This window comes from Allobosea sp. LjRoot237, from assembly GCF_964253285.1.
GTDB lineage: Bacteria > Pseudomonadota > Alphaproteobacteria > Rhizobiales > Beijerinckiaceae > Allobosea.
Genome location: NZ_CAXUQP020000001.1, coordinates 4,584,521 through 4,605,116 on the forward strand (window position 1 = coordinate 4,584,521; position 20,596 = coordinate 4,605,116).

Sequence of the window (20,596 nt, forward strand, 5' to 3'; positions counted from 1 at the left end):
CAGCCGGGTTCAGGCAGAGAGCAGCTGCGCCGTTCGCAAGCGCGAAATATGGTCGATCCAACCACGCAACTGCTCGCGCGAGAGCGGTTTAGCCAGGCAATCGTCCATGCCGGCGGCAAGCGCCTGCTGGCGGTCCTCCTCCGCGGTATTGGCGGTGACAGCGAGAATCGGCAGCCGGGCGGTACCGAGCCCCGCCTCGACGGCGCGAATCCGGCGCGCGACAGCCAAGCCGTCCTGGACCGGCATGCGGATGTCGAGAAGGACGAGATCGAAGCCCTGCCCGGCCTCGCCGAAAGCCGCTTCGACGAGGCGAACAGCCTCACCGCCATCGCGCGCCCACACCGCCGTGCAGCCGAGCCTCTCCAGGGTGCGCGTCAGCAGCAACGCGTTGATCTCGTTGTCCTCGGCAACGAGGACCCGCAAGCCGGCGCCAGACGGCTGTATCGAAGGATCGGCCGCGGGCGCCGCAGCCGCGACGGTCTGCGAACGTTCCACCGGATCGAGCCGAACCTGCAGCGAGCGCGCCCGGACCGGCTTGACGAGGAACCCGCTGAAGCCGGCGGCGTAGGGCGAGCCAAAGCTGCGGCGCTCGGCCGGCGCCAGCATGATCACGACATCGGCGACGCCGGCCCGCCGCGCCGCAGCCGCCACCCCTGCGACCTCGCCGCCCGGGAGATTGCTGTCGACCAGTACCGCGGACAGGATCGAATCGCCGGTCAGCGCGGCCAGGGCCTGCGTGTGATCAGCGGCCCGGCGGACCTGTGCTCCAGTCCACTCGATACTGGCAGCGATATGTGCGGCGCTGAACGGCGCCGACGATGCGACCAGGATATGCCTGCCCTGCCAATCCGGCAACGCGGTGGGCGGACCTGTGGTCTCGTCGACGCGCAACGGCACGCTCAGCCGGAACAGCGCGCCGCCACCTTCCCGGTTATTCGCCTCGACATCCCCGCCCATGGCGCGGGCGAGCCGACGCGCGATGGCGAGGCCGAGGCCAGTGCCGGCCTGTTCGCGATGCCCGGTCAGGCCGCCTTGCTCGAATTCCTCGAAGATCGTCGCCAGCCGTTCCGCCGGGATGCCCGGGCCGGTATCGGCGATGGCGACGATGAACTCGTCCCCGACGGCATCCGCCTCGATGCCCACGCCGCCGTCATCGGTGAATTTCACAGCATTGCCGACGAGATTGAGCAGGATCTGACGCAGCCGCTCAGCGTCGCCGACGAGCCGTTGCGGCACGTCCGATCCGAGCAATGCGGAGATCTCGACGCCCTTGGCCTGGGCGCGCGGCGCCATCAACTCGGTGATGTCCTCGATCAGCGCGGCAGGATCGAACGGGGCATCAACAAGTTCGAGCTTGCCGGCCTCGACCTTGGCGAAATCGAGGATGTCGTCGACAAGGCCGAGCAGCGCCTCGCCGGATGTCCGCAGCGCCTTGACATAGGTCGCCTGCTCCGGGTCGAGCCTGGTGTCGCCGAGCAGATCGGCCATGCCGAGGATACCGTTGAGCGGGGTGCGGAACTCGTGGCTGACGGTCGCCAGGAAGCGCGACTTGGCGGCGCTCGCGTCCTCGGCCTTGCTCCGCGCCTCCTCCAGGGCGGTTTCGGCGGCGATGCGCCCGCTGATCTCGCGGCCGACGCGCTGCAGCACGGTCTGCCCCGCAGCGACCGGGACGACCGTCTCGACCCAGGACAGCCAGCGCTCGCCGCCGTCCGTCTCGATGCATTCGTCGAAGACTCGGGCTCCACCAGGCAACGCCTGCACGGGCCGGGCGCTGCGCACGCGCGGCTGCTCGCTGCTGCCGACAGCCTCGGCCTCGCTCTTGCCGATGAGCGCCGCATAGGCGGCATTGGCGTAGACGATCCGGCCCTCGCTGCGGCGCACGATCAGATCGCCCTGCGCCTCGATCAGGCTGCGATAGCGCTCCTCGCTGTCGGCAAGTTCCCAGAGCCGGTCGCTCAGCTTCTCGACATCACGCGTCAACGCCTTCGCCTGCCGCGTGACCTGCTGGCGCTCCCGCAGCAGCCGGAAAGCGACGAAGGCGCAGGCTATGGCCACGGCAACGGCAGCGCCTGCCAGCAAGGCGAGTGGGGACAGCGGCTCGATCATGCCATCCCATCTAGCATCCACCCTCTTGAGAAAGCGTTCGCCCCATCCGCGAGGATGCGGAATGGTTTGAATGGTTTCGTTAACCTTTCAGCATGGATTGGGGCGATCACGCCGCCTGCGCTGCCTGGTCGATGCGCGAGCGATAGGACAGCGCCTCGGCGAGATGGATGCGCCCGAGCTGCTCTTCGCCATCGAGATCGGCGAGCGTGCGGGCGACCTTGAGCACGCGGTGATAGCCGCGCGCCGTCAGCCGCATCACATCGGCGGCGCTGCGCAGGAGCGCGAGCCCGGATGCGTCCGGCCGCGCCACCTCATCGAGCAGCGCGGCCGGGCAGCGGGCATTGGTGGTACCGCCCGGAAGTCCAAGCGCGCCATAACGCGTCGACTGGCGGGCGCGGGCCGCCGCGACGCGGGCGGCGACCTCGGCCGAGCCTTCAAGCGCAGCTGGCAGAATGAGGTCTGCCGCCGTCAGTGCCGGCACCTCGATGGTGATGTCGATCCGGTCGAGCATCGGGCCCGAGATCTTGGCCTGGTAGCCCGCCATGCAGCGCTCGTTCGGTTGGCGACGACAGGCATAGCCTGGCTCGGTCGCCTTGCCGCAGCGGCAGGGGTTCATCGCCGCGACGAGCTGGAACTTCGCGGGATAGACGGCGCGGTGGTTGGCGCGCGAGATCAGTACTTCGCCGGTCTCCATTGGCTGGCGCAGCGCATCGAGCGCCTGTGCCTGGAATTCCGGCAATTCGTCAAGGAACAGCACGCCGTGGTGGGCAAGCGAGATCTCGCCCGGCTTTGCTTGCAGGCCGCCGCCGACGAGCGCCGCCATCGAGGCCGAATGGTGTGGCGCGCGGAAGGGACGCCGGTCGGTTAATTCGCCGTCGGCGAGATGGCCGGCGACCGAGAGCACCATCGAAACCTCGAGCAATTCGCGCGGATCGAGCGGCGGCAGGATCGACGGCAGACGGCTCGCCAGCATCGACTTGCCCGCACCGGGCGGACCGTTCATGAGAATTAAGCGTCCGCCGGATGGAATTCGCCAATTCTATAGAATACCTAGCCACATATATTTAAATTATCACGTTTAAATTCGAAATTGCCCGGCGGATACTTTTTCTCTTGTGACGAACCAATCCATAACCGGAAGGGAAATTGACATCAGCAAAAGCTGATCAACAGCCCTGAAGCGCCATTTCCGGACATTAGAGCCCTTCCTGAAAGCTGACGTTCTCACTGGGCCGGCCTGGTTTCTTGCGCGATCCGACTGAACAGTACGCGGGCGAAGGGAACCCGACACGAAGCTTGCCAGGAACTATCTGGCCTCGCTCTGCCTCGCCGCTCGTCTCATGCTGGGTACGTTAAGCCTTGACCCTAGGACGAGCCCGGCAGGACCAAAGAGCATAGTAGGTCGGAGTGGCTCGTTGCGTGGTAAGCTAGGCGGTACTCATCATGCGAGTGTCGGCTGGTCAGCCTGGAAAAGCTCGAAATGCATGAAGTCCTTCGTCCCGTTCGCGGCTCCGAGCCAGAACAGGCCGGCTCCTTCCCGGGCGACGAGGGCGGCCACGAAGGGCGGCGGCATGGTAAAGAACCCCCATCTCGTGACGCTTTCCGCCGAGCCGAGCGCGCCGGGCCTGACGTTGGCGGCCGCGGACGCCTTGCGCAGCTTGATCGCCTTGAGGAGGAAGGTGGCTGCGGTATCCGCCTTGGCAGCGGGCGTCACGCCACTGGCCGCCAGCAGGGCCGCCATCCTGGCCTTGTCCCCGGCTGCCGCGAAGGCTTCGAGCTGCGCCATGCCGGCCGCGTCGACGCGGCCGGCGAACTTGCCGGTCAGCACCGACCGGAACGCGATGGCGAAGGCGTCGACGCTGGCGAAGGCCGCGACATAGGCGTCGTTGGCCTTGCGCATCACCTCGACATCGCGAATCGCGTCCGCATAGGGACGGGGCGCGCGCAGCCTCTGGCTTTCGGGGCCGAACAGGTCCACACCCGTGACCGCCTCGATGAACTCGAGGGGCAGCTGCGGCTTCTTGATGTTCGGGTTGAAGTCCCAATCGACGTCGATCGCCCAGCCGAAGGAGTGCAGGCTGAGCTTGCTGGCGTCGTTAACGTTCCTGCGGATGTTGAAGCCGCCGACCTTCTTGATCAGATTCGCGGCACCAGCCTGGCCATTGGCCGCGAGCACCTGCGAGGCGCGATCGAGCCGTGCCTTCACCTCGGAATGCACCGGGCTGGCGAAGGACTGCTTCGGGAAGCGAGCGGCGGTCAGCCTCGCATAGTAGGCATTGATCCTCAGGATCGCTGCTTCCGGATCATTCGGCTTCCCGAAGGTCGCGAACATGGCGGTGCGCAGTCTGGGCCAGGCTGCAAAGCCGCCGTCGACATTGGTTCTGACGAAGGCCGACAGCGCATTCCACTCTGTCTTCAGATCGGCGAAGGCGCCTTCGAGGCCGGCATCGCCGTTTGCGGCGCCGCGGGCGATGAGCATGGCGTCCTGCAACATCGCGATGCGGGCAGATTTGCCCAGGCCGCGCAGGCTCTCCTCGAAGGCTTCGGCGTCGAGCACCGGGAAAAGAGCCCTCTGGCGATGGCCGTCGTAGGCGAGGACTTCCGCCTCGACCTTGGGCCAGAACCATTCGACCAGCGCCGGATTAGGAACCGCGCCGCGTACTGCTTGGCCGAGCAGTGAAGCGGCCTGCGCCGAAGCGGCGGTCTGCATGTTCTTCCTGGACGTCCTGGCGACCATATCGACCTCCATGTTGTAACCGGGCGAGGCTCGTGGGCTCCGGCCGCTGGTGACCTCGGGCGAAGGCGGCTCTCAGCCTGAGAAGCTGCCACGTTTGTCCGACAGCGCGCCGGATGTGACGTGGGCTGCGATCGCTTCGGCGCGCTTTGCGGAATGGGTCATCGACGTCTTGGTCCGCTCCTCGAGATAGAGCGCGATGACCCGGCGCTCGTCGGCATCCTTCCATCCTCCCGGGTCGGCGCTGCCGCCGGATGAGGCGAAGCGCTGGATCGCGGTCACAAGCGTCTTGGGCACATGACCCGGGCGATTGACGTGCTGGTCCAGTACCTGGGCGACGCCGACCTCCGAGGAGACGAACGCCGAGAGCGGCCAGTTGCCGAGTTGCGCGATGCCGCGATGATAGAAGTGACCGATGCGCGCGATCGCAGCCTTCACATAGGCACGCCTGACCGAGACCTCGTGGGCCGCCCGCCAGAACCGGTAGGCCCAGATATGCTTGCGCAGCTCGGCCTTCTCATCGCCGGTGTCGAGGCGTTGCCCGTCGAGCAGGAAGTAGCCGGTCGTCGCGCCGGGCTGGACCTGCACGTCGAGGCCTAGGCTGCCGAAATAGCTGGCGAAGGCCGCCGGCGTATCCTGCTTCAGAAAGCCGAGTGCATAGGGCAGTTCGCCGCCCGCCGTCCCGGCCGCGGTCGTCCACTGGTACAGGCTGCAGGACAGGATGGCGTTGTCCCAGGTGTTGATGGCCTCGATTTTTCCCTCGTTGTCGGACACAGCCTGCATGACGCGCAGCACGCTTCCCGGCAGGCTGGGAAAAGCGACGGGGTCCTGAGCGAAGAACATCTTCAGGCTGGTCGCGCCGTAATTGTAAAGGCCGAGCTTGTGGAGCGTGCCGAAGCGGATGCCCCCCGGACCCAGCACCTTGTTCCCCGAGACCGTGATGTCGGAGGGGTTCGCCGGCGGCGGCATCGAGACAGGGGCTTCCGTGCTGTCCTGCGCGAGGGCCGGCTCGGAGACAGGCCGCAGGGCACGCCGCGAAACCACGCCGCGGTAGCCTTGCGCCTCGACCTCGACCCAACTCGCCGGGCCACCCAGGACGGTGACCTCCGCTCCGTCGCGCAACGTGGCGATGGTGCGCCCGCCCGGGCGCTCCGCGAGTTTCGCGCGCTGCGCGACGACGACTGCCGCATCCATCGAAATTCTCCCGTTGCCGTTACCTTGCTTCCGGTCCCGAGCGGCGCGATCGGGGTCGGGATATCCAGGTGATGCCTATTGGCTGATCCAGAGTTCGGTGATGCCGCGCTTGACGTCAGGATTGCGGGCTGTCCGAAGGGGACGGCCGGTCAGCACGCGATAATCGGCAGCAAGCAGTTCGGCCGCGCGCCTGTCGTCCGGCGTGTCGGCATAGCGAACCTCGTTCAGCTTCGCCGCAGCCGGCGTGCGCTCCTGGCCCGGCAGGGTCCAGCCGAGCTGGGCCAGCCGCGCCGACATCGCCTGGACATCGCCCCGCTCCATTCCAGCGAACTGCAGATAGACGATGCGGTTGCTGGCAGCTCCCCAATCGAGCCGCTCCTTGGCGAGCGCAAGCTGCGCGCAGGCGTCGCCCGCGCTCGCGCAGCCTCCCAGTGTCGCAACTGCATCGGCTGCGGCCCGGCGGGCCGTGGCCTTCAGGCCGAGCCAGTCGGGGCGGTCCCACCAGCTCTTGGGGATGGCGGCGAGCAGCGTCACGACATTGACGCGCACTTGCGGCGTCAATGCCTTGAACGACGCATCGCCCGCCATGGTGACGATCGCGTTGACGAGGGGAGCGATCTCGGTCGGCGAGACCTGCACGCTGCGGATCGTGTCGAGCAGCGTCTGCATCGTGGCGAGGCGCACATCCCGGGACGGGTCCTTGATCCTGTCGAGAGAGGCGATCGCGGCGTTCAGGTCGAGCGGGACGGCGACGATGGTCGCCGCCGAATCCGCCGTCCGGAGGACTTCGCCGAAATCGAGTCCGGTCAGGTTCTCCAGCGCTGCCAGCGAGACGCGCGACGTTCTCCTGTCGAAGGGCGTCTGCTGCGGAACCTTGGCGCCATCCGGACCGAACTGCGAGATGAGATAGGCCTCGACCAGCAACGTGGTGGGGTCGTCCGGCTTGCGGGCAACCATGACCTTCCAGAAGGTGCGCGGGATCAGTCCGCCATTGGGACCGGGCGGGTCGTTCGGGGCGAGGACGGGGCCGGAGAAGACGGTGACGCGGTCGGCAGCGGAGGCGAAGTTCTGGCGCGCATAGGTTTCCACCAGGCTCCAGACACCACGATTGAAGTTGTCATATTGCAGCGTCACATTGGTGTAGGCGGACACCATCGCGTCTGCGCGTCGCCCCGCCGCGGTGGCATCGGCGGGAAAGGCCTCGCCCCAGGCGATCTCGCGCGCATTCACCAGCGTTCCCAGGTCGAGATCGTTGCCCGCGAACCATTGCGCCGGCGCCTGCAAGCCCTGGGGGATGCGCGGGTCGAGCTGGAATGCGACCGGGAAGCGCCGCAGGGCAACCAGCGCCGAGCGCTTGATGTTGACGGCGGCGACGCGCGGCATGCGCCGAGCTTCGCCCGCCATGACCAAACTGTAGTTCAGATACTTCGCCTCCGTCGCGGCGGAGCCGTCGCGCGATCTCGGCAGCGGTATGGCGGTCGCCAGCTTCGTGACCGCGTCGCCCGAAAGGAAAGCCGGATCATAGCCCGAGAGCGTGATGCCCGGCGGCAGCAGGGGCAGGCTGACGGTCACTTCGTTGAGATAGGGGCTCAGCGTCGAGGGAATCGCGGAGGCGTCGATCCTGCCGTCGGTTGTCGCCTGCCTGACGACGTCGGCCATGGTACGCAGGGCGCTCTGGACTGTGTCGAACTGGGCCTGGCGCTCCCGATCGATCGCCCGCTGCCGCTGCGCCGCGGCCTCGATCTCCTGCCTTTGCCGTTCGTTGCTGTCGATCTGCTCCTTCAGCCCTTGGGTAAGCGCGTTCCTGTCCGCAATCGTTTCCTCCAGTCTGCGCTGTGCCAATTCGAGCTGGTAGTAGGAATGGACGATGGCGACCAGCGCGATCAGGATCGCTGCACCAAAGCCGGCGGCCAGGTAGCGCAGTCTACGGGTCTTTGTGACGTTATCCCGGCTTGCGACAACAAGGGCCCTGATGTCGTCATCGTCCTGCACGAAGCGTTCGGCTTCCAGCAGCGCGCTGCCGGACAAGAGCCAGCCGGAATCGGGGTTCGCCCGCCACCGTCGTGCGGTCGCCGCGATCTGGATCAACTTCCTGGCGTGTTCCGTCGGCCGATCGTCCGGGCTGGGCGCCGCGGGGCCGCCGCCCAGCCTGGTCCGTACCGTGCCCAGCACGGTGTCGATCGCGCCCTTGGCGGCGATCTCGATGGCACGTGCGGTGGACAGGCCCGGTTCCGGCAGGGGGGCGGCAGTGGCGGCCGCTGGACTGCTCCGCTCCGGCGATGGCGGAGACGGAGGCGGAGGCGATGCTGGAGCTGAAGTGGGCGGGCGTGCGGTCTCCGGGGCAGCGGCGTTCCGCGCCGCATCGGTACCACCAGCTGGCTTCGCCAGCGCCGGAGCGGTCCAATAGTCCCCGACCTTGCCGCGCGTGATCAGCTCGCCGGACCAGTAGTTGATCATCGCCTGCAAGGAACGGCGCCGGCGCTCGTCGCCGATATTCTCCCCGCTCAACGCGACGCGATCGAGGAAGGTCTGGACTTGCCCCCAGTCCGGCTTCTTCTCTTTCTGGTCTTTCTGGGTGAGCCGCAGCTCGGCATCTTCGGTGCAGAGCTCGACAAAGATATCCTGTGTTCCGGCAGCAGCGCTCATGGCAGGGCTCCCAGCTTCGAGAGCGAATCCTGCAGCGTGGCCGTCTCGCCGAGTCGCGTCTTCAGGTCTATCGCGACGCGCAGGAAGCGATTCTGGCAAATGCGCCGGAGATCATCGAGCGGGCCTCTCAGCATGGCTCGGGCGCGGGAGCTCAATTCATCGTCGCTCGTAGGCCTCAGCGTGAGTTCGGTGAGGATATCCTGCAGGTTCTTTTGCGCCTCGCGCGCTTGCCGCGCCCAGGGCAGGGACCGGGGATCGTCGATCAGCTTGTCCAGTGGGCGGCGCGTTTGGCTCCAGGCGCCAGTGAAGGCGACGAAGGCGTTGCGCGGCGGGGCTCTGAGACAGCGGTCGAGCCGCACGAGGCCACGATAGGCCTGCTGCCAGTTGTCATGTTCCTCGATGATGGCCTTCAGCGCAGCGCGCAGCTCATCGAGAGGCGCCGTGCCGACTGCCGCTTCCGGCGCCCCAGGTTGCTGCGCCGGCGCCATCGCCTGTCCCAGCGGCTCGAACGGCAGGAGGCCCCAGGTCGATGCGATGACGCCGTTGAAGTAGCCGAGCATGAAGGCCGCCTGGCCGACGACATCGTCGATGATGTCCAGCACAGCGCCGGCATCCTTGCCAAGGCGGGCCACGCGCAGCGTTTCCAGCGCCCGGTCGAAGCCGCTCAGCCACGCCGTCTGCGGGACCATGGCGATGTCCGTTTCCTTGAACGCCGCCCGCGCTTCGCCGAGCGCCCGCTCGATCTCCGACAGCGAACGATCGACGTCCTGAAGGAAGATCTCGCGATCCTCGTTGTCGGCGCCGCCCAGCTGCGGCACCTCGGCGTTCGACACGCGCATGATCGCGGCATGCAATCCGCGATACCGCGTCAATTGCGCGAGGGCCGCCGCAAAGGTTGCCGCGGCCTGTTTCGTCGCGGCCTCTGAGAACTGGTCGGTGTGCTGATTGATGGCCTCGACGGCAGCGGCCACGAGAGCCGGGAACGGGCTTTCGGTGACCGCGAGATTCGGAAAGATCGCGAGCGCCGCCGCCCGCAGTTCGGGGGAGCAATCCGGGCGCTTCAGCATGAGCCGCAGCAGGACGTCGATATAGCCCGTGCCGCTCGCGTCATCGAGAATGTATTTCGGAAACGCCTCGGCATCGATGACGGGGGATGCCGTGTCGATCCGCCTCTCGCCGGTGGCCTCGCGCACGAGACTTTCGAGCTTTTCGCGCCCATAGGGCATGAGGAGGGGACGCAGCTGCAGGATCTGGGCTTCCGACAGTGTCGCCACGCCACGTCCCCTAGGGCGCCACGATCAGTGCGCCATGCCCCTGGTCGTGGAGCGCGTCGCGGATCAGGCCGATGGGAATGCCTTCGTTGAACGCCGGCTTGCCCGGCGTCGGATCGCCGAGGTGATGCAGGGCGACCAGCCGCCAGTCCAGCGTCAGTACGGGTGAGCCGGACGAGCCGTGCTCGGTGTTCGTGGCGTAGCGCAGGCGCAAGCCGGGCGGTATCGGCGCCAGCACGGCCCTGGTGTCGAGCGCCAGCTTGAGTGGGGCGGCGAAGGGATGCTGGATGATGATGAGCGGATGGCCGATCTCCACTTTCGGCGCATCGCCGGACAGATCGAACCAACCGCGTTTGTCTCCGATCGGCTCGTCGAGCTTGAGCAACGCGTAGTCGAGCGTGTCGGGGCCGAGCTGCGGCAATTCCGCCACCTCCGGCATCTCGGTCACGGCCGCCGGGCTCCAGGCCAGGATGCCATCCTCGGCGACGTCTATCGGCTGGCCATCGCTGACGCCGCCGCCCGGCGACGCGGCGAAATCGAACCGGCAAGCGAGATCGTCGGTCTTGTTGCCGGGCACCAGCTTCCTGACGACGTGCCAGTTGGTCAGGACGAGGTCACGCCCGATCAGGAAGCCGGTCCCGATGCCGCTGCGGTTGAGTTCGACGCGGCAGACGCGGCCGCCATTGGCTGCTCCCGAAGCCAGCCAGGGAAACACGTCCATGGGAGGAAGGCCGGGCTGGACATATCTCTGCAGTCCACTCTGAAGGGCGGCGGTCGAGCCAGCCGCTTGACCGTGCTCCTGAAACGCGAAACTGGGCAGGGATTCCATGCCGGGGAAATTGTCGCGCAACCAATTGCGCAGTTCTGGCTTGAACTTGCTCTCGTCGTAGACCTGTTTCAGGAACAGGTTCAGCGTCCCCTCGTCGGCCATGGCATCGACGAGGATCTTGATGACCTGGTTCTTCGGCGTCATCTCCGTGGCGTATTCGTCGAACAGCCTGATGCCGGTCGCGCGCCGCAGCAGGGTGTCGATGAGATCGGTCTTGGTGAACCGCTCTCTCAGACGCTCACGCAGCTCGCCCTTGAGGACCTCGTCCATCAGGCTGTCGCCTTCTTCTTGCGGCTGCGCCGGACAGCTCCGGCCAGCACGGCCGCGGCGACACCGCGATCGCTGAAATACTGGTCGGCGTCATGCAGTGACTTGTCGAAGGTGAGCCCGGTCCAGCCTTCGATGTGCTTGAGCCGCACCAGCGACTTCTCGAACGCCTCGGGCAGGACGAATTCGGTGCCATCCTGCGGCGCGGCGGCTTTCTGCATGTCCGACAGATCCTGCTCCAGCAGCAGCGCGTAGACCGCCAACTTCTCCTCGGCTCGCGCCACGACCACCTTCCAGAAGCGGGTCGGAACACGCAGCATCATCTTCTGGCGCGGCGCTGCCTTGCCGAGGAACCACGAATCCTCAGCGTCGAGAACCGGCCCGGCGAAGACGCAGAGCCGCTCGCTGCGCGCCTGCGACAGCACGACGTTCTCGAAATCGCCCCAGTTGTCCTCGCCGCTGGCGGAGCGGTTGAAGCCCTCGATCTGTGGCGAACAATTGGTGACGTGGTAGCTGTCGCCATTGGCACGCCGCAGGTCCTCGAAGGTCTTGCCGAAGGCGACATCATCGCGCCGTGCGATATGACCCTTGTCGAAATTGCCGCCGTCACGGGTGTAGAAATAGTCGGGGACCTGGAATCGCTCCTCCATCCGGTCGTCGAGAAACCAGCGTTCCTGATCGGACTCACCGAGCCCCGACAGCGCCTTGCGGGTATAGATGGCTTGCGGGTCGGGCCGGCGCAGTTCGGGCTCGCCGGTGACGTTGCTCGCGACGAACAGCGCCAGCCGGCGTTCGGCATGCATGGCGATGCTGAAGTTCTGGTAGATCAGTGCCGCTTCGCCGGTCTTGGTGCGGGCCAGCACGGCGGGATCCTGCGGGACCGGAGGAGGCACGGCGAGCTCTTTCGCATCGCCGAGGAAGTTCGCCTTGTATCCGTTGCGGTGGCTGTAGTCGCGGTCGCGCCAGGGTTCGGCCATCGCCTCCGTGGTCGCTCCCGCCGCGGCGCCTGCGAGCACCTGCGTGCCGAGCTGCACCGTGATCTGCAAGGGGATGGTCAGGATCACCGCGCCGTCGCCGCCGACGGACGAGACGACGCCTTGTGGTTGCGCTGGTCGCGCGACAGCGTTCGTTGCCGTCGCCTCGGCGGCCGGCGCTTCGCCTGCGAAGCTGCGCTGCCACCAGCCGGACCATGACGGCGCTGCGGAAGGGCGAGCGCCTTCAAAATTGACGCCTGCATCGTGCATATGCAGATCCGCCGCCAGATCGGCGGCAGCGACGGCTGTGTTGCGGATCTTGTAGGCGCCGCCGAAATGCAGCCCCAGCACCTTGCCGCTGCGAAAATCGAACAGGGCCGAGCCCGAGTTCCCGCCGAGCGTGGAGGCGTCATGCCCCAGCGCCATCACCAGCTTGCCGAAGCTCGCCGCGCCCATCGGAGCCGAGAGCTTGCCGGGAGCCAGCCGCTTGATGCGAAACACCCCGTCCAGCAGGTCATCCTGCTCGTCCAGCGGATTGCGTGGGTCCTGGGCCGGATAGCCGACCAGCACGACCTCACGGTTGGCGAGGGCCGCGATCGGCTCGGCCGAAAGGCAGAGCTTGCCGGCGGTCTTCGGCAGCCCCTCTACCTCGAGCACCGCGCAATCCCAATAAGGATGGATGAGACGGACATGTCGGACTTTCAGCCGCTGGCTTTTGCCGTCGCGCTCGCGCTTGAGATCGAAGCCCGGGTCGAAGTCGGGCTTGAAGACGATGTCCTTGTCGCCGAGGCCGAGCGCGAACAACTCCGCGACATGGCGGTTCGTCATCAGCAGCCCGTCGCCGACGACGAAGCCGGTGCCTCCGTAGCGGGCGGAACCGGTCTTGAGTTCGATCCGGCCGCTGGCGCGGATCGCCGTCTCGATGCGGGTTTTCAAATCCTGCCCATTAAGATGTAGCCACAGCGGATGCGTCACCGGCTGGTAGCTATCCTGCAGGACGTCGAAAACCGGACGGATCTCCGGATGGATCAATGCCTCGGTGGCATAGATCTGAGCGTCCGACATCTCCTGGCCGGAATAAGCCGCGGCGACGGCCCCAGCGAGGTCCATCGTTTCCGTCGCTGCGGCCTGCTTTTCGGCACCGATCATGTCCAGCAGGGCGCGTGGGTCGCCGCCGGGCGATACGGATTTCAGATAAGCGGAAAAATCGGGACGATCGGACACGGCTGACTCCGATGGTAAGATTTCCTACAGCTCCAATCTCGGATTTTTATCCGCTTTCCCTAAGGTTGCAAGATCGAAAACTTTAGTCTTCTACGTTGAAATTTCTTGTTCAAATAATTTCGACGCAAGGCGAGAAGATCGCAAATTCGCGGGAGGCTTTTGCCGGCGCAGCTTATCGCTGCGCCGCTACGTCACTCCGGAGCGGATAAGGCGATCGGGCGCTGTTGCCCGACGCCTACCCTATCCCGAAGAAGCAGCCGCCTGCGGCTGCTCGACAAGCGACAGGGCTTCAGGACTTCAGGATTCCCAGCAGGGTCGGATCCGGCAGATCCCGCACCGCTTCGGCGGGCAAGCTGTGTATCGCCCGCTCCAGATGGGATCGGGCTTCCGCACCGCCGTCGACGGTCTCGTCCTGGAGAGCCTCCGTCTGATCGGCAAGAAGGCCGAGGCTGTCTTTGTAATAGCGATCGAGCGCCGCGATGACTCGCTTGGCATCGGACTTGGTTAGGTCCGGACTCGTGAGCGCCGCGACCTTGGCCTGGACGAGCAAGAGCTTCGCCTCGTCGTCGCGCCCGCCGAGTTTCGCCTTGATCGCGTCGTCAAGGGGCTTGCCGATCGCGCTGAAGGACTGGAAATCGTCCCGTTCCGTGAGACACTCGACGTGAACGACTAAATAGTCCTGCGGATCGAGCGGAACGAGCCGATCCTGGGCGGAGCCGTAGCGCACGCCGTCGGTGGTCATCCAGAGCTTGCTGCAGTCGATCTCTTTCAGGGGGCAGCTGGCGAGGAGGAGATACCCCGAGGTGAGCGAATTCTTCTTGAACATGTCGTGAGCGACGAGGACGGTGCGTGCCGCGCCGGCCCCCAGCAGTTCCTGCACGCCCGAGGCGATCGACGACGCGATACCCGCCACTGTCGCGACCTGCGGTACATTCAGTTTGCCTGCAATGTCCCCGACCGTCTTGGCAAAGCTTTCGAGCAAATCTCCCGCCTTCATCGAGACCAGCCCGCAATCCAGCTCAATGGTGCCGCCACGGAACGGCACAAGAGGTGTCATGGCATAATTGCGCAGGATCGAACGGCCTTGCTCGACCTGGGGAATATCAAAACGTGTCTTGCCTGCGACATTGGACAGCTCCAGCTTAGGCTGGTCGCCATAGGTATGGGCGATCAGCGAATAGCCTAGCGGGAAGCGCGTCGTGAACCATTCCGCGTCCTTCTCGAGGAACAGCTCGCTGAACCAGAGTCGGACGTAATGCTCGTCGGCGCGAGCTTCCACCCCGGACCGAAGCGTCAAATCCTGGTTCTTCGGAATCCAGGCCGATGTCGGCTGGATGGTCTCCTTGCTGATGCGGTCCGCAATCCATTGAAACAGGCTCACGACGATCCTCCTCGCTACCATGCAAGCTGCGCTTCGCTGCTTCGAGACCCCTGTCACGACCGCTCCACCGATCCGCGAACAGCCCTCCTGCTTCAGGAGGCTGATCTCAAGTTATCATCAAGCTAAGGCTAGCCGACGCACTTACAAACTCAACGATGTTTATCTCTTCATTGGCTTGTCACGCCAGGACCATTCAAAATATTTCGAAAGCAAGCACGCAGCGAAACACACAGCCCAGATGAATGATATCGCGTTTATCGAGAGAATAATGATAATTTCGCGTTTATTCCACGTAAATGCTTGCGCTGGACGATTACCAGTTGTCGATATTCCAGAGAATGATTCAAGTGGAAAGCCAGTAAAAAATGTTATAATGGCAAAGCACAATATCATTATGTTTATGTAAAAAAGCGCTTCGTAGGAATGTACGTCAATTCCTCGCTTTTGATTCGACAGCACAAAAAGTCGTTTACTGATTAAATATGCAGGATAAAGAACAATTGAAACCAGAGCGAGGCCAGGGCCAAGGCGCTTGATCCAGACATCAATCCAGTCCGGAATGTAATTTAGCCCGATAGCAGCCTTGATCACCCACGTCGTCCCACCGAACGCCGCTACAATAAGCATGAAACGAATAAGGGAGTCGCCGTATTGAAAAAAATACCTGACCAATTTCACTAGGCCTGATAATATAATTCTAATATTAAATTCATTTCTTATTTGTGTTAATATTTCTTTGGGCGTATTGCTGTTGGAATCTGGCACCGATGCAGCCAGCAATAATCCACTCGCGATGAGAGATAGCGAGCCTTCACCCAGCGCCCTTCCTGAAACAATGCCAAGAACAGCCGCGCCCAGAGCGATGACCCCCGCCCAAAAACGAAGCCGTTTGATCAACTCGCTTGCATTTACCGGAGCCTCTTCATTGAGAGGCAAATCGTCGATGGCCATCTCTCTCCCCTAAACTGACGGCGCTCGAAAGTATTTGGCGAGGTTTGCCGTAATTGGCTCAGTTCAATTTCTATACCGGCGCGCCCCGCAGATCGCCGAGCTGAGCAATGATCGCAATATGAGGATCGGTAGACAGCGTGCCAGGATTTGACCCCGGTGCGCCCTGCGGGATGGGCGCCTTCAGCGCATCATAGTACCGCTGCCAGAACGGCAGAATCGCACCCGTGACCGGATCGCGGAAACTCATAGGCCTCTCCGGGAACACCGGCTTCCCCCATTGGCGGCCCGGAAGCCATCAACAATGATCTCGCTACAGTAGAAGCTAGTATCGTCGTTGCTAAAAAGCGCGTCGTAGGGCTGACCAACGCAGGAACGACAGAACGCGAGCGCCGGCGGGACAAGCGGCCGGATTAGTTCGGAAGTGCGTCCAATCATGATCCGCGGGCGTCGCCGATCATCAACGCTGCGTTTCATGAAATCTCCGACCGCTGTCTCCCTTACGTACGGATAAATGGCCTCCAGCACGACAAGATCGGAATCGGATGCGTAGATGATCCCGCAGTGGTTGATTTCGGCATTACGATAGCCCGGTGCTACACCATTGATTGCATCACATATGGCGCCGCAACCAATGTCCTGAAAGAGAATGTCCCCTGCGTGGAGTTCGATCATCGTTGCTTCCCCCTATTGAACAAGCATTTTGAATTGCCGATCGAGCGTTCGATTGAGGTTCTGCATCGTAAAGACCGTAATTGACCTAGATGGTTAGCCGCCACAATAGCAATCTAGGCAGACTTCCCCCTCTGATAGTCACCGCCATCTGGTCCCCCTCGCACATGTCTGCACGTAGAAGTTGACAACGCAAGGGCACGCCAGCGGCAGAGATCCCCCGGTACTGCCTCGCTAGGGCGAACTCCCACCGCCTCGCGCCATGAGCAGAAGTTGGCATGCGGCCCGGAACCGGACATTGATTGTGCGGTCGTCAGCTCTCGCCGATCCGCACCCGCTTGTGCAGCGAGCGGTCGCGCTGTGGCAGACCCCGTCATAAACCGCATTCGAAGCCTGCCAGTGGGAGCCGACGCCGCGCCGAGAGCCGATATTTCAGCCCAAGATCGACCGGTACAGCTCGAGATAGCGATCAGCCATGCGCTCGACGGTGAAGCGCGCCGCGACCGCCGCCCGGCAGGCGGCACGGTCTATCTCTTCCAGGCGCGCGATCGCAGCCACGGCTTCGTCGACGCTGTCGACCAGGAAACCGGTCACGCCGTGCTCGATCAACTCGGGCATCGAGCCGCGCCGGGAGGCGATGACGGGCGTTCCGCAGGCAAGCGCCTCGATGACCGATAATCCGAACGGCTCCTCGAAGTTGATCAGATGCAGCAGCGCCTTTGCCGAGCCGAGCGCATGCGTGCGAGCGCTGCCGCCGACGGGGCCGAGATAGACGACGCTCTCGCCGGCAAGCGCCGGTGCGACCTGCGCGTCGTGATAGCCGCGGTCCTGGACGATACCGGCCATGACCAGCCGTCGGCAGGCTCTGCGCGCTGCCGCGATCGCCTCGGCCGCGCCCTTGTCGGGGTGGATGCGCCCGAAGAAGAGCAGGTCGTCGCTCCCGACCGGATCGAACGGGAAATCCTCGATCCGGATGCCGTGGTGGATCGTCGCCGCATAGCGCAGATCGGGGTGCCGGTCGGCGGCGCTGATCGCGACATAGTGGACCTTGTCCTCATAGGCCTTGAAGGCCGGCAGAATGCGTGGCGAAGAGAAGCCATGGATCGTCGTCACCACGGGCGTATCGACCAGGCGCGAGAAGGCAAGCGGCACGAAATCGGCCTGGTTGTGGATGAGATCGAACTCGCCGGCGCGCTCGAAGACATGGGCGACGTGCAGCAGCTCCCAGACCTTGGCGTCGATCGTCGGATCCTCGGAATAGGGCGCCGGGCAGACACCGGCCAAGGTGCCAGCCGTGTGACTGTCCCTTGTGGCGAACAGGGTGACGTCGACGCCGCGCGCCACCAGCGCCTCGGTCAGCAGGCTCGTCACCAGCTCCCATGGACCGTAGTGACGCGGCGGCGTGCGCCAGGAGATCGGCGCCAGCATGGCGATGCGCAAGCGTTCGTCCCCCCTGTGGTCAGTCGGCGAGCGTCAGGATCACGCCCTCGTCGGGCCGCAGCAGCAATGCGCCGTCCTGAACCGGCGTTACGTCGGCAAGCGTGGAGAGGAGGGGGCGGCAATCATACGCCCATTCCGGCACGGCCAGGCGCTGCGGCCGCGCCCCGAGATTGAGCGCCACGACCAGCCGGTCCGCACCATGCCGACGCTCATAGGCCAGGACGTCGCCCTCGGCGTCGAGCAGCGCGAAATCGCCGATCGCCAGGGCGGGATGGGCGCGCCGGACCGCAAGCAGCCGGCGATGCAGCGCCAGCATCGAGCCGGGCTCGGCCAGCTGCCGCACCACGTTTCGCTCCGGCCAGTCGGCATTGAGCGGCAGCCAGGGCCGAGCCGTGCTGAAGCCGGCGTCCGCACTGTCGTCCCACGGCATCGGCGTGCGGACCGGATCGCGCCCGAGGCCCTTTCCCGGCTCGCGCAGCTCGCGCGGATCCTGAATCTGATCGGGCGGGAGCGGCACATCACTCAGGCCGAGTTCGTCGCCATAATAGAGGGTGGGCGTGCCCCGCAGCGTGAGCAGCAGCATCGCTGCGACCCGGGCCTGGCTTTCCCCGACTCTGCTCGCGGCGCGCGGGCGATCATGATTGCCGAGCACCCAGTTCGGCCAACTGCCGGGCGGCAGCGCCGCCTCGTAAGCGGCGATGAGCTCGGCCAGCGACCTTGCCTGCCAGGGCGCCTCGATGAGCTGGAAGTTGAAGGGCAGGTGCACACCGGCCCGATCCTCGCCGTAATAACGCATGAGCCGCTCGACCGGCAGGTAGATCTCGCCGATCAGCAGGCGCTCGCCTTGCCTCGCCGCGCCATACGCGTCCGCGAGCGTGCGCATGTCGGCTGCGATGCCATGAACCTCGGGCTGGTCGGTCGAATGCAGCTGGAGCAGGCGGTCCATCTCGCCGAGCGCAGGCCGATACGCCGGGTTCGGCGGGTTGTCAGGAAAGTCGGCGGCCTTGACCAGATGCCAGAGCACGTCGATGCGGAAGCCGTCGATGCCGCGGTCGAACCAGAAGCGCAGCACGTCGTGCATCGCCGCCCGCACCGCTGGATTGCGCCAATTGAGGTCCGGCTGCTGCTTCAGGAAGGCATGGTAGTAGTACTGGCCGCTGGCCTCATCCCATTCCCAGGCCGGGCCGCCGAAATCACTGATCCAGTTGTTGGGCGGCCCGCCCCCGGGGGCAGGATCACGCCAGAGATACCAGCCCCGTTTCGGATTGCTGCGCGAGGAGCGGCTCTCCATGAACCAGGGATGCTGGTCGGAGGTGTGGTTCGGCACGAAGTCGAGCAGAACCTTGAGCCCGCGCGCATGGGCCTGCACCAGGAGATCGTCGAAATCGGCGAGCGTGCCGAAGCGTGGATCGACGTCGCAATAATCGGAGACGTCGTAGCCGAAATCGGCCATCGGCGAGGGATAGATCGGCGAAATCCAGATCGTATCGACGCCGAGCTCGGCGAGGTAGCCCAACCGCCGCGCGATGCCCTTGAGGTCGCCGATCCCATCGCCGTTAGTGTCCTGAAACGAGCGCGGGTAGATCTGGTAGATCACCCCACTCTGCCACCATGGCACGGTCATCGCCGCATCAGCGCATGCGAGCGCGAGGCATGAGAGCCGGAGGAGGCACGAGCGTGAATTCTCTCCCTCTCTTCGCCGAGCAGGCCCCGCGCGGAACCTATCGCCGCAGGCTGGAACAAAAGGGCTCCGGCGGTGGTTGGCTCGTCATGACCATTTCCACGACCATCCCGCCCACACCGCCGCTCGATCACGACATGGAGTTGTCGCTCCCCGCAGACGCGCCTCGTAATGTCGTCAGGAAGCGGCAGCAGCGGAAGGCGCGCTCGGTGGCAGGCCGCCATATCGATGAAGCGCTCTCGGGGCTTCCGATCTCCGATCAGGCCAAGGCCTCGCGCAAGGCGAAGCTGATCGACCTGCCGGATGACACGCCGCTCAAGCGGCGCATTGAGGGTGTTGACCCTGAGCCGGTTTGACCGGCGCCGGCGCTGCGGCGACTGACTTTGCTCAGTCATCGCCAACAGGCCCGTCATCTGCGGGCAGGCGCCTGCAGGTGCCTCGCGTAAAGCGCTCGATCTCGGCAAGTGCATCATCGAGGGATTTGAAGGGTCCCCGGCGCATGGCCTCCATCATGTGCAGTGCCTGGCCCGCCGGATAGATCATAAACTCGCCCTCTGCTCTGTCCTCGATATATCCCATGTCGCGGCCGAGCAGATCGGTCAGCAACCAGGCTGTTCCATCCCGCTTCTGCGTGACATCGATGTCCAAGCGAACTCCGTTAGTCGGAACCCGCAATCCGGCGGGCTCAAGGTGCGGGATCGAGCCGGTCAAATAGTCCGTTTGCGCTTGGGCGTCGGTGGCGCGGATGCCGCAGCGGCAAGCTCAGCCGCTTCCTTCTGTAGCCGGAGCGCTTTCAAGCGCGCCGTGTTGGCGTCGCGCGCCTGATTGATGGTCTCCGTCTCGGAAAGGACGCGATTACACGTCAATGATTGGGTTTGTGTCCTCAGGAACGCAGCATCTGCCGTCGCGCGGGATCTCGAGTTCTCAGCCAAGTGTCTTCTCCAGAGGGTGTCGGCTTGGGGGATGAGATGAGCCTCGTAGCGGGCATCACCAGGCGGGGCTGCGTACCGACTTCAGGCTGTCCGAAACAATCTGATCGTGCCCGATGGCCCGTTCATGTCCATCGGCGCCGCGCACGCGATATTCACGCTCGCCGCTCGCCCGCGTCGGCATGATCCGCACGATTTCATACTCGCCGGCACCGGATTGATCGGCGAAGCCGAAGGAAAGCCGGACCACGTCCCCAAGCGCGATCGAGCGTTGGATCACGGGCTGATGTTCGGTCATTT

16 protein-coding genes and 1 pseudogene are annotated in these 20,596 nt (G+C 64.7%); 1 reads left to right on the plus strand and 16 read right to left on the minus strand.

Annotated features, from left to right (window positions below; genetic code table 11):
* Positions 1-9: 9 nt before the first annotated feature.
* The 14 genes and pseudogenes from ACSQ24_RS22385 to ACSQ24_RS22450 all read right to left on the minus strand — a co-directional run bounded on the left by ACSQ24_RS22385 (position 10) and on the right by ACSQ24_RS22450 (position 19,310).
* On the minus strand, positions 10-2,106 hold the full coding sequence (locus ACSQ24_RS22385; protein WP_436096813.1) for a response regulator: 2,097 nt from the start codon (positions 2,104-2,106) through the stop codon (positions 10-12).
* A 106-nt stretch (positions 2,107-2,212) separates the two neighbouring features.
* Positions 2,213-3,130 (minus strand): annotated as a pseudogene (locus ACSQ24_RS22390) (YifB family Mg chelatase-like AAA ATPase); the annotation flags it as partial.
* 417 nt (positions 3,131-3,547) lie between these two features.
* Positions 3,548-4,843, minus strand: a complete 1,296-nt coding sequence (locus tag ACSQ24_RS22395) for a hypothetical protein (protein ID WP_436096814.1) — start codon at positions 4,841-4,843, stop codon at positions 3,548-3,550.
* Between the two features lie 72 nt (positions 4,844-4,915).
* Positions 4,916-6,034, minus strand: a complete 1,119-nt coding sequence (locus ACSQ24_RS22400) for a hypothetical protein (RefSeq protein ID WP_436096815.1) — start codon at positions 6,032-6,034, stop codon at positions 4,916-4,918.
* A 75-nt stretch (positions 6,035-6,109) separates the two neighbouring features.
* Complete coding sequence (locus tag ACSQ24_RS22405) at positions 6,110-8,680, minus strand: DNA/RNA non-specific endonuclease (RefSeq protein ID WP_436096816.1); 2,571 nt, start codon at positions 8,678-8,680, stop codon at positions 6,110-6,112.
* Positions 8,677-9,954, minus strand: coding sequence for a hypothetical protein (locus tag ACSQ24_RS22410; RefSeq protein ID WP_436096817.1), 1,278 nt, complete (start codon positions 9,952-9,954; stop codon positions 8,677-8,679). The genes ACSQ24_RS22405 and ACSQ24_RS22410 overlap by 4 nt, the downstream gene beginning before the upstream one ends.
* A 10-nt stretch (positions 9,955-9,964) precedes the next feature.
* Positions 9,965-11,050, minus strand: a complete 1,086-nt coding sequence (locus ACSQ24_RS22415; RefSeq protein ID WP_436096818.1) for a trypsin-like serine peptidase — start codon at positions 11,048-11,050, stop codon at positions 9,965-9,967.
* Positions 11,050-13,245 (minus strand): DNA/RNA non-specific endonuclease, encoded by a 2,196-nt coding sequence (locus ACSQ24_RS22420; protein ID WP_436096819.1) that lies wholly within the window; start codon positions 13,243-13,245, stop codon positions 11,050-11,052. Before ACSQ24_RS22420 ends, ACSQ24_RS22415 begins: the two co-directional genes overlap by 1 nt.
* Positions 13,246-13,534: 289 nt before the next feature.
* A complete protein-coding gene (locus tag ACSQ24_RS22425) occupies positions 13,535-14,626 on the minus strand; it encodes a hypothetical protein (protein ID WP_436096820.1) in 1,092 nt (363 codons plus the stop codon).
* Positions 14,627-14,785: 159 nt separating this feature from the next.
* Positions 14,786-15,577 (minus strand): hypothetical protein, encoded by a 792-nt coding sequence (locus ACSQ24_RS22430; protein ID WP_436096821.1) that lies wholly within the window; start codon positions 15,575-15,577, stop codon positions 14,786-14,788.
* Between the two features lie 70 nt (positions 15,578-15,647).
* Complete coding sequence (locus tag ACSQ24_RS22435) at positions 15,648-15,824, minus strand: hypothetical protein (RefSeq protein WP_436096822.1); 177 nt, start codon at positions 15,822-15,824, stop codon at positions 15,648-15,650.
* Positions 15,821-16,249: a YiiX/YebB-like N1pC/P60 family cysteine hydrolase gene (locus tag ACSQ24_RS22440; protein WP_436096823.1), complete on the minus strand. Its 429-nt coding sequence runs from the start codon at positions 16,247-16,249 to the stop codon at positions 15,821-15,823. Before ACSQ24_RS22440 ends, ACSQ24_RS22435 begins: the two co-directional genes overlap by 4 nt.
* A 429-nt stretch (positions 16,250-16,678) precedes the next feature.
* Positions 16,679-17,686 carry a glycosyltransferase family 4 protein gene (locus ACSQ24_RS22445; protein ID WP_436096824.1) on the minus strand — a complete coding sequence of 336 codons (1,008 nt, stop codon included), beginning with the start codon at positions 17,684-17,686 and terminating at the stop codon, positions 16,679-16,681.
* Positions 17,687-17,705: 19 nt separating this feature from the next.
* Positions 17,706-19,310 carry an alpha-amylase family glycosyl hydrolase gene (locus ACSQ24_RS22450; protein WP_436096825.1) on the minus strand — a complete coding sequence of 535 codons (1,605 nt, stop codon included), beginning with the start codon at positions 19,308-19,310 and terminating at the stop codon, positions 17,706-17,708.
* A gap of 146 nt (positions 19,311-19,456) precedes the next feature.
* Here ACSQ24_RS22450 and ACSQ24_RS22455 point away from each other — a divergent pair, with 146 nt between their 5' ends.
* A complete protein-coding gene (locus tag ACSQ24_RS22455) occupies positions 19,457-19,723 on the plus strand; it encodes a hypothetical protein (protein ID WP_436096826.1) in 267 nt (88 codons plus the stop codon).
* A gap of 31 nt (positions 19,724-19,754) precedes the next feature.
* Here the strand turns inward: ACSQ24_RS22455 and ACSQ24_RS22460 are convergent, their stop codons facing one another.
* Positions 19,755-20,015 carry a hypothetical protein gene (locus tag ACSQ24_RS22460; RefSeq protein WP_436096827.1) on the minus strand — a complete coding sequence of 87 codons (261 nt, stop codon included), beginning with the start codon at positions 20,013-20,015 and terminating at the stop codon, positions 19,755-19,757.
* A gap of 339 nt (positions 20,016-20,354) precedes the next feature.
* The gene (locus ACSQ24_RS22465) at positions 20,355-20,594 is read right to left on the minus strand and encodes a hypothetical protein (protein WP_436096828.1); all 240 of its coding nucleotides are present in this window, start codon (positions 20,592-20,594) and stop codon (positions 20,355-20,357) included.
* Between the last annotated feature and the right edge of the window lie 2 nt (positions 20,595-20,596).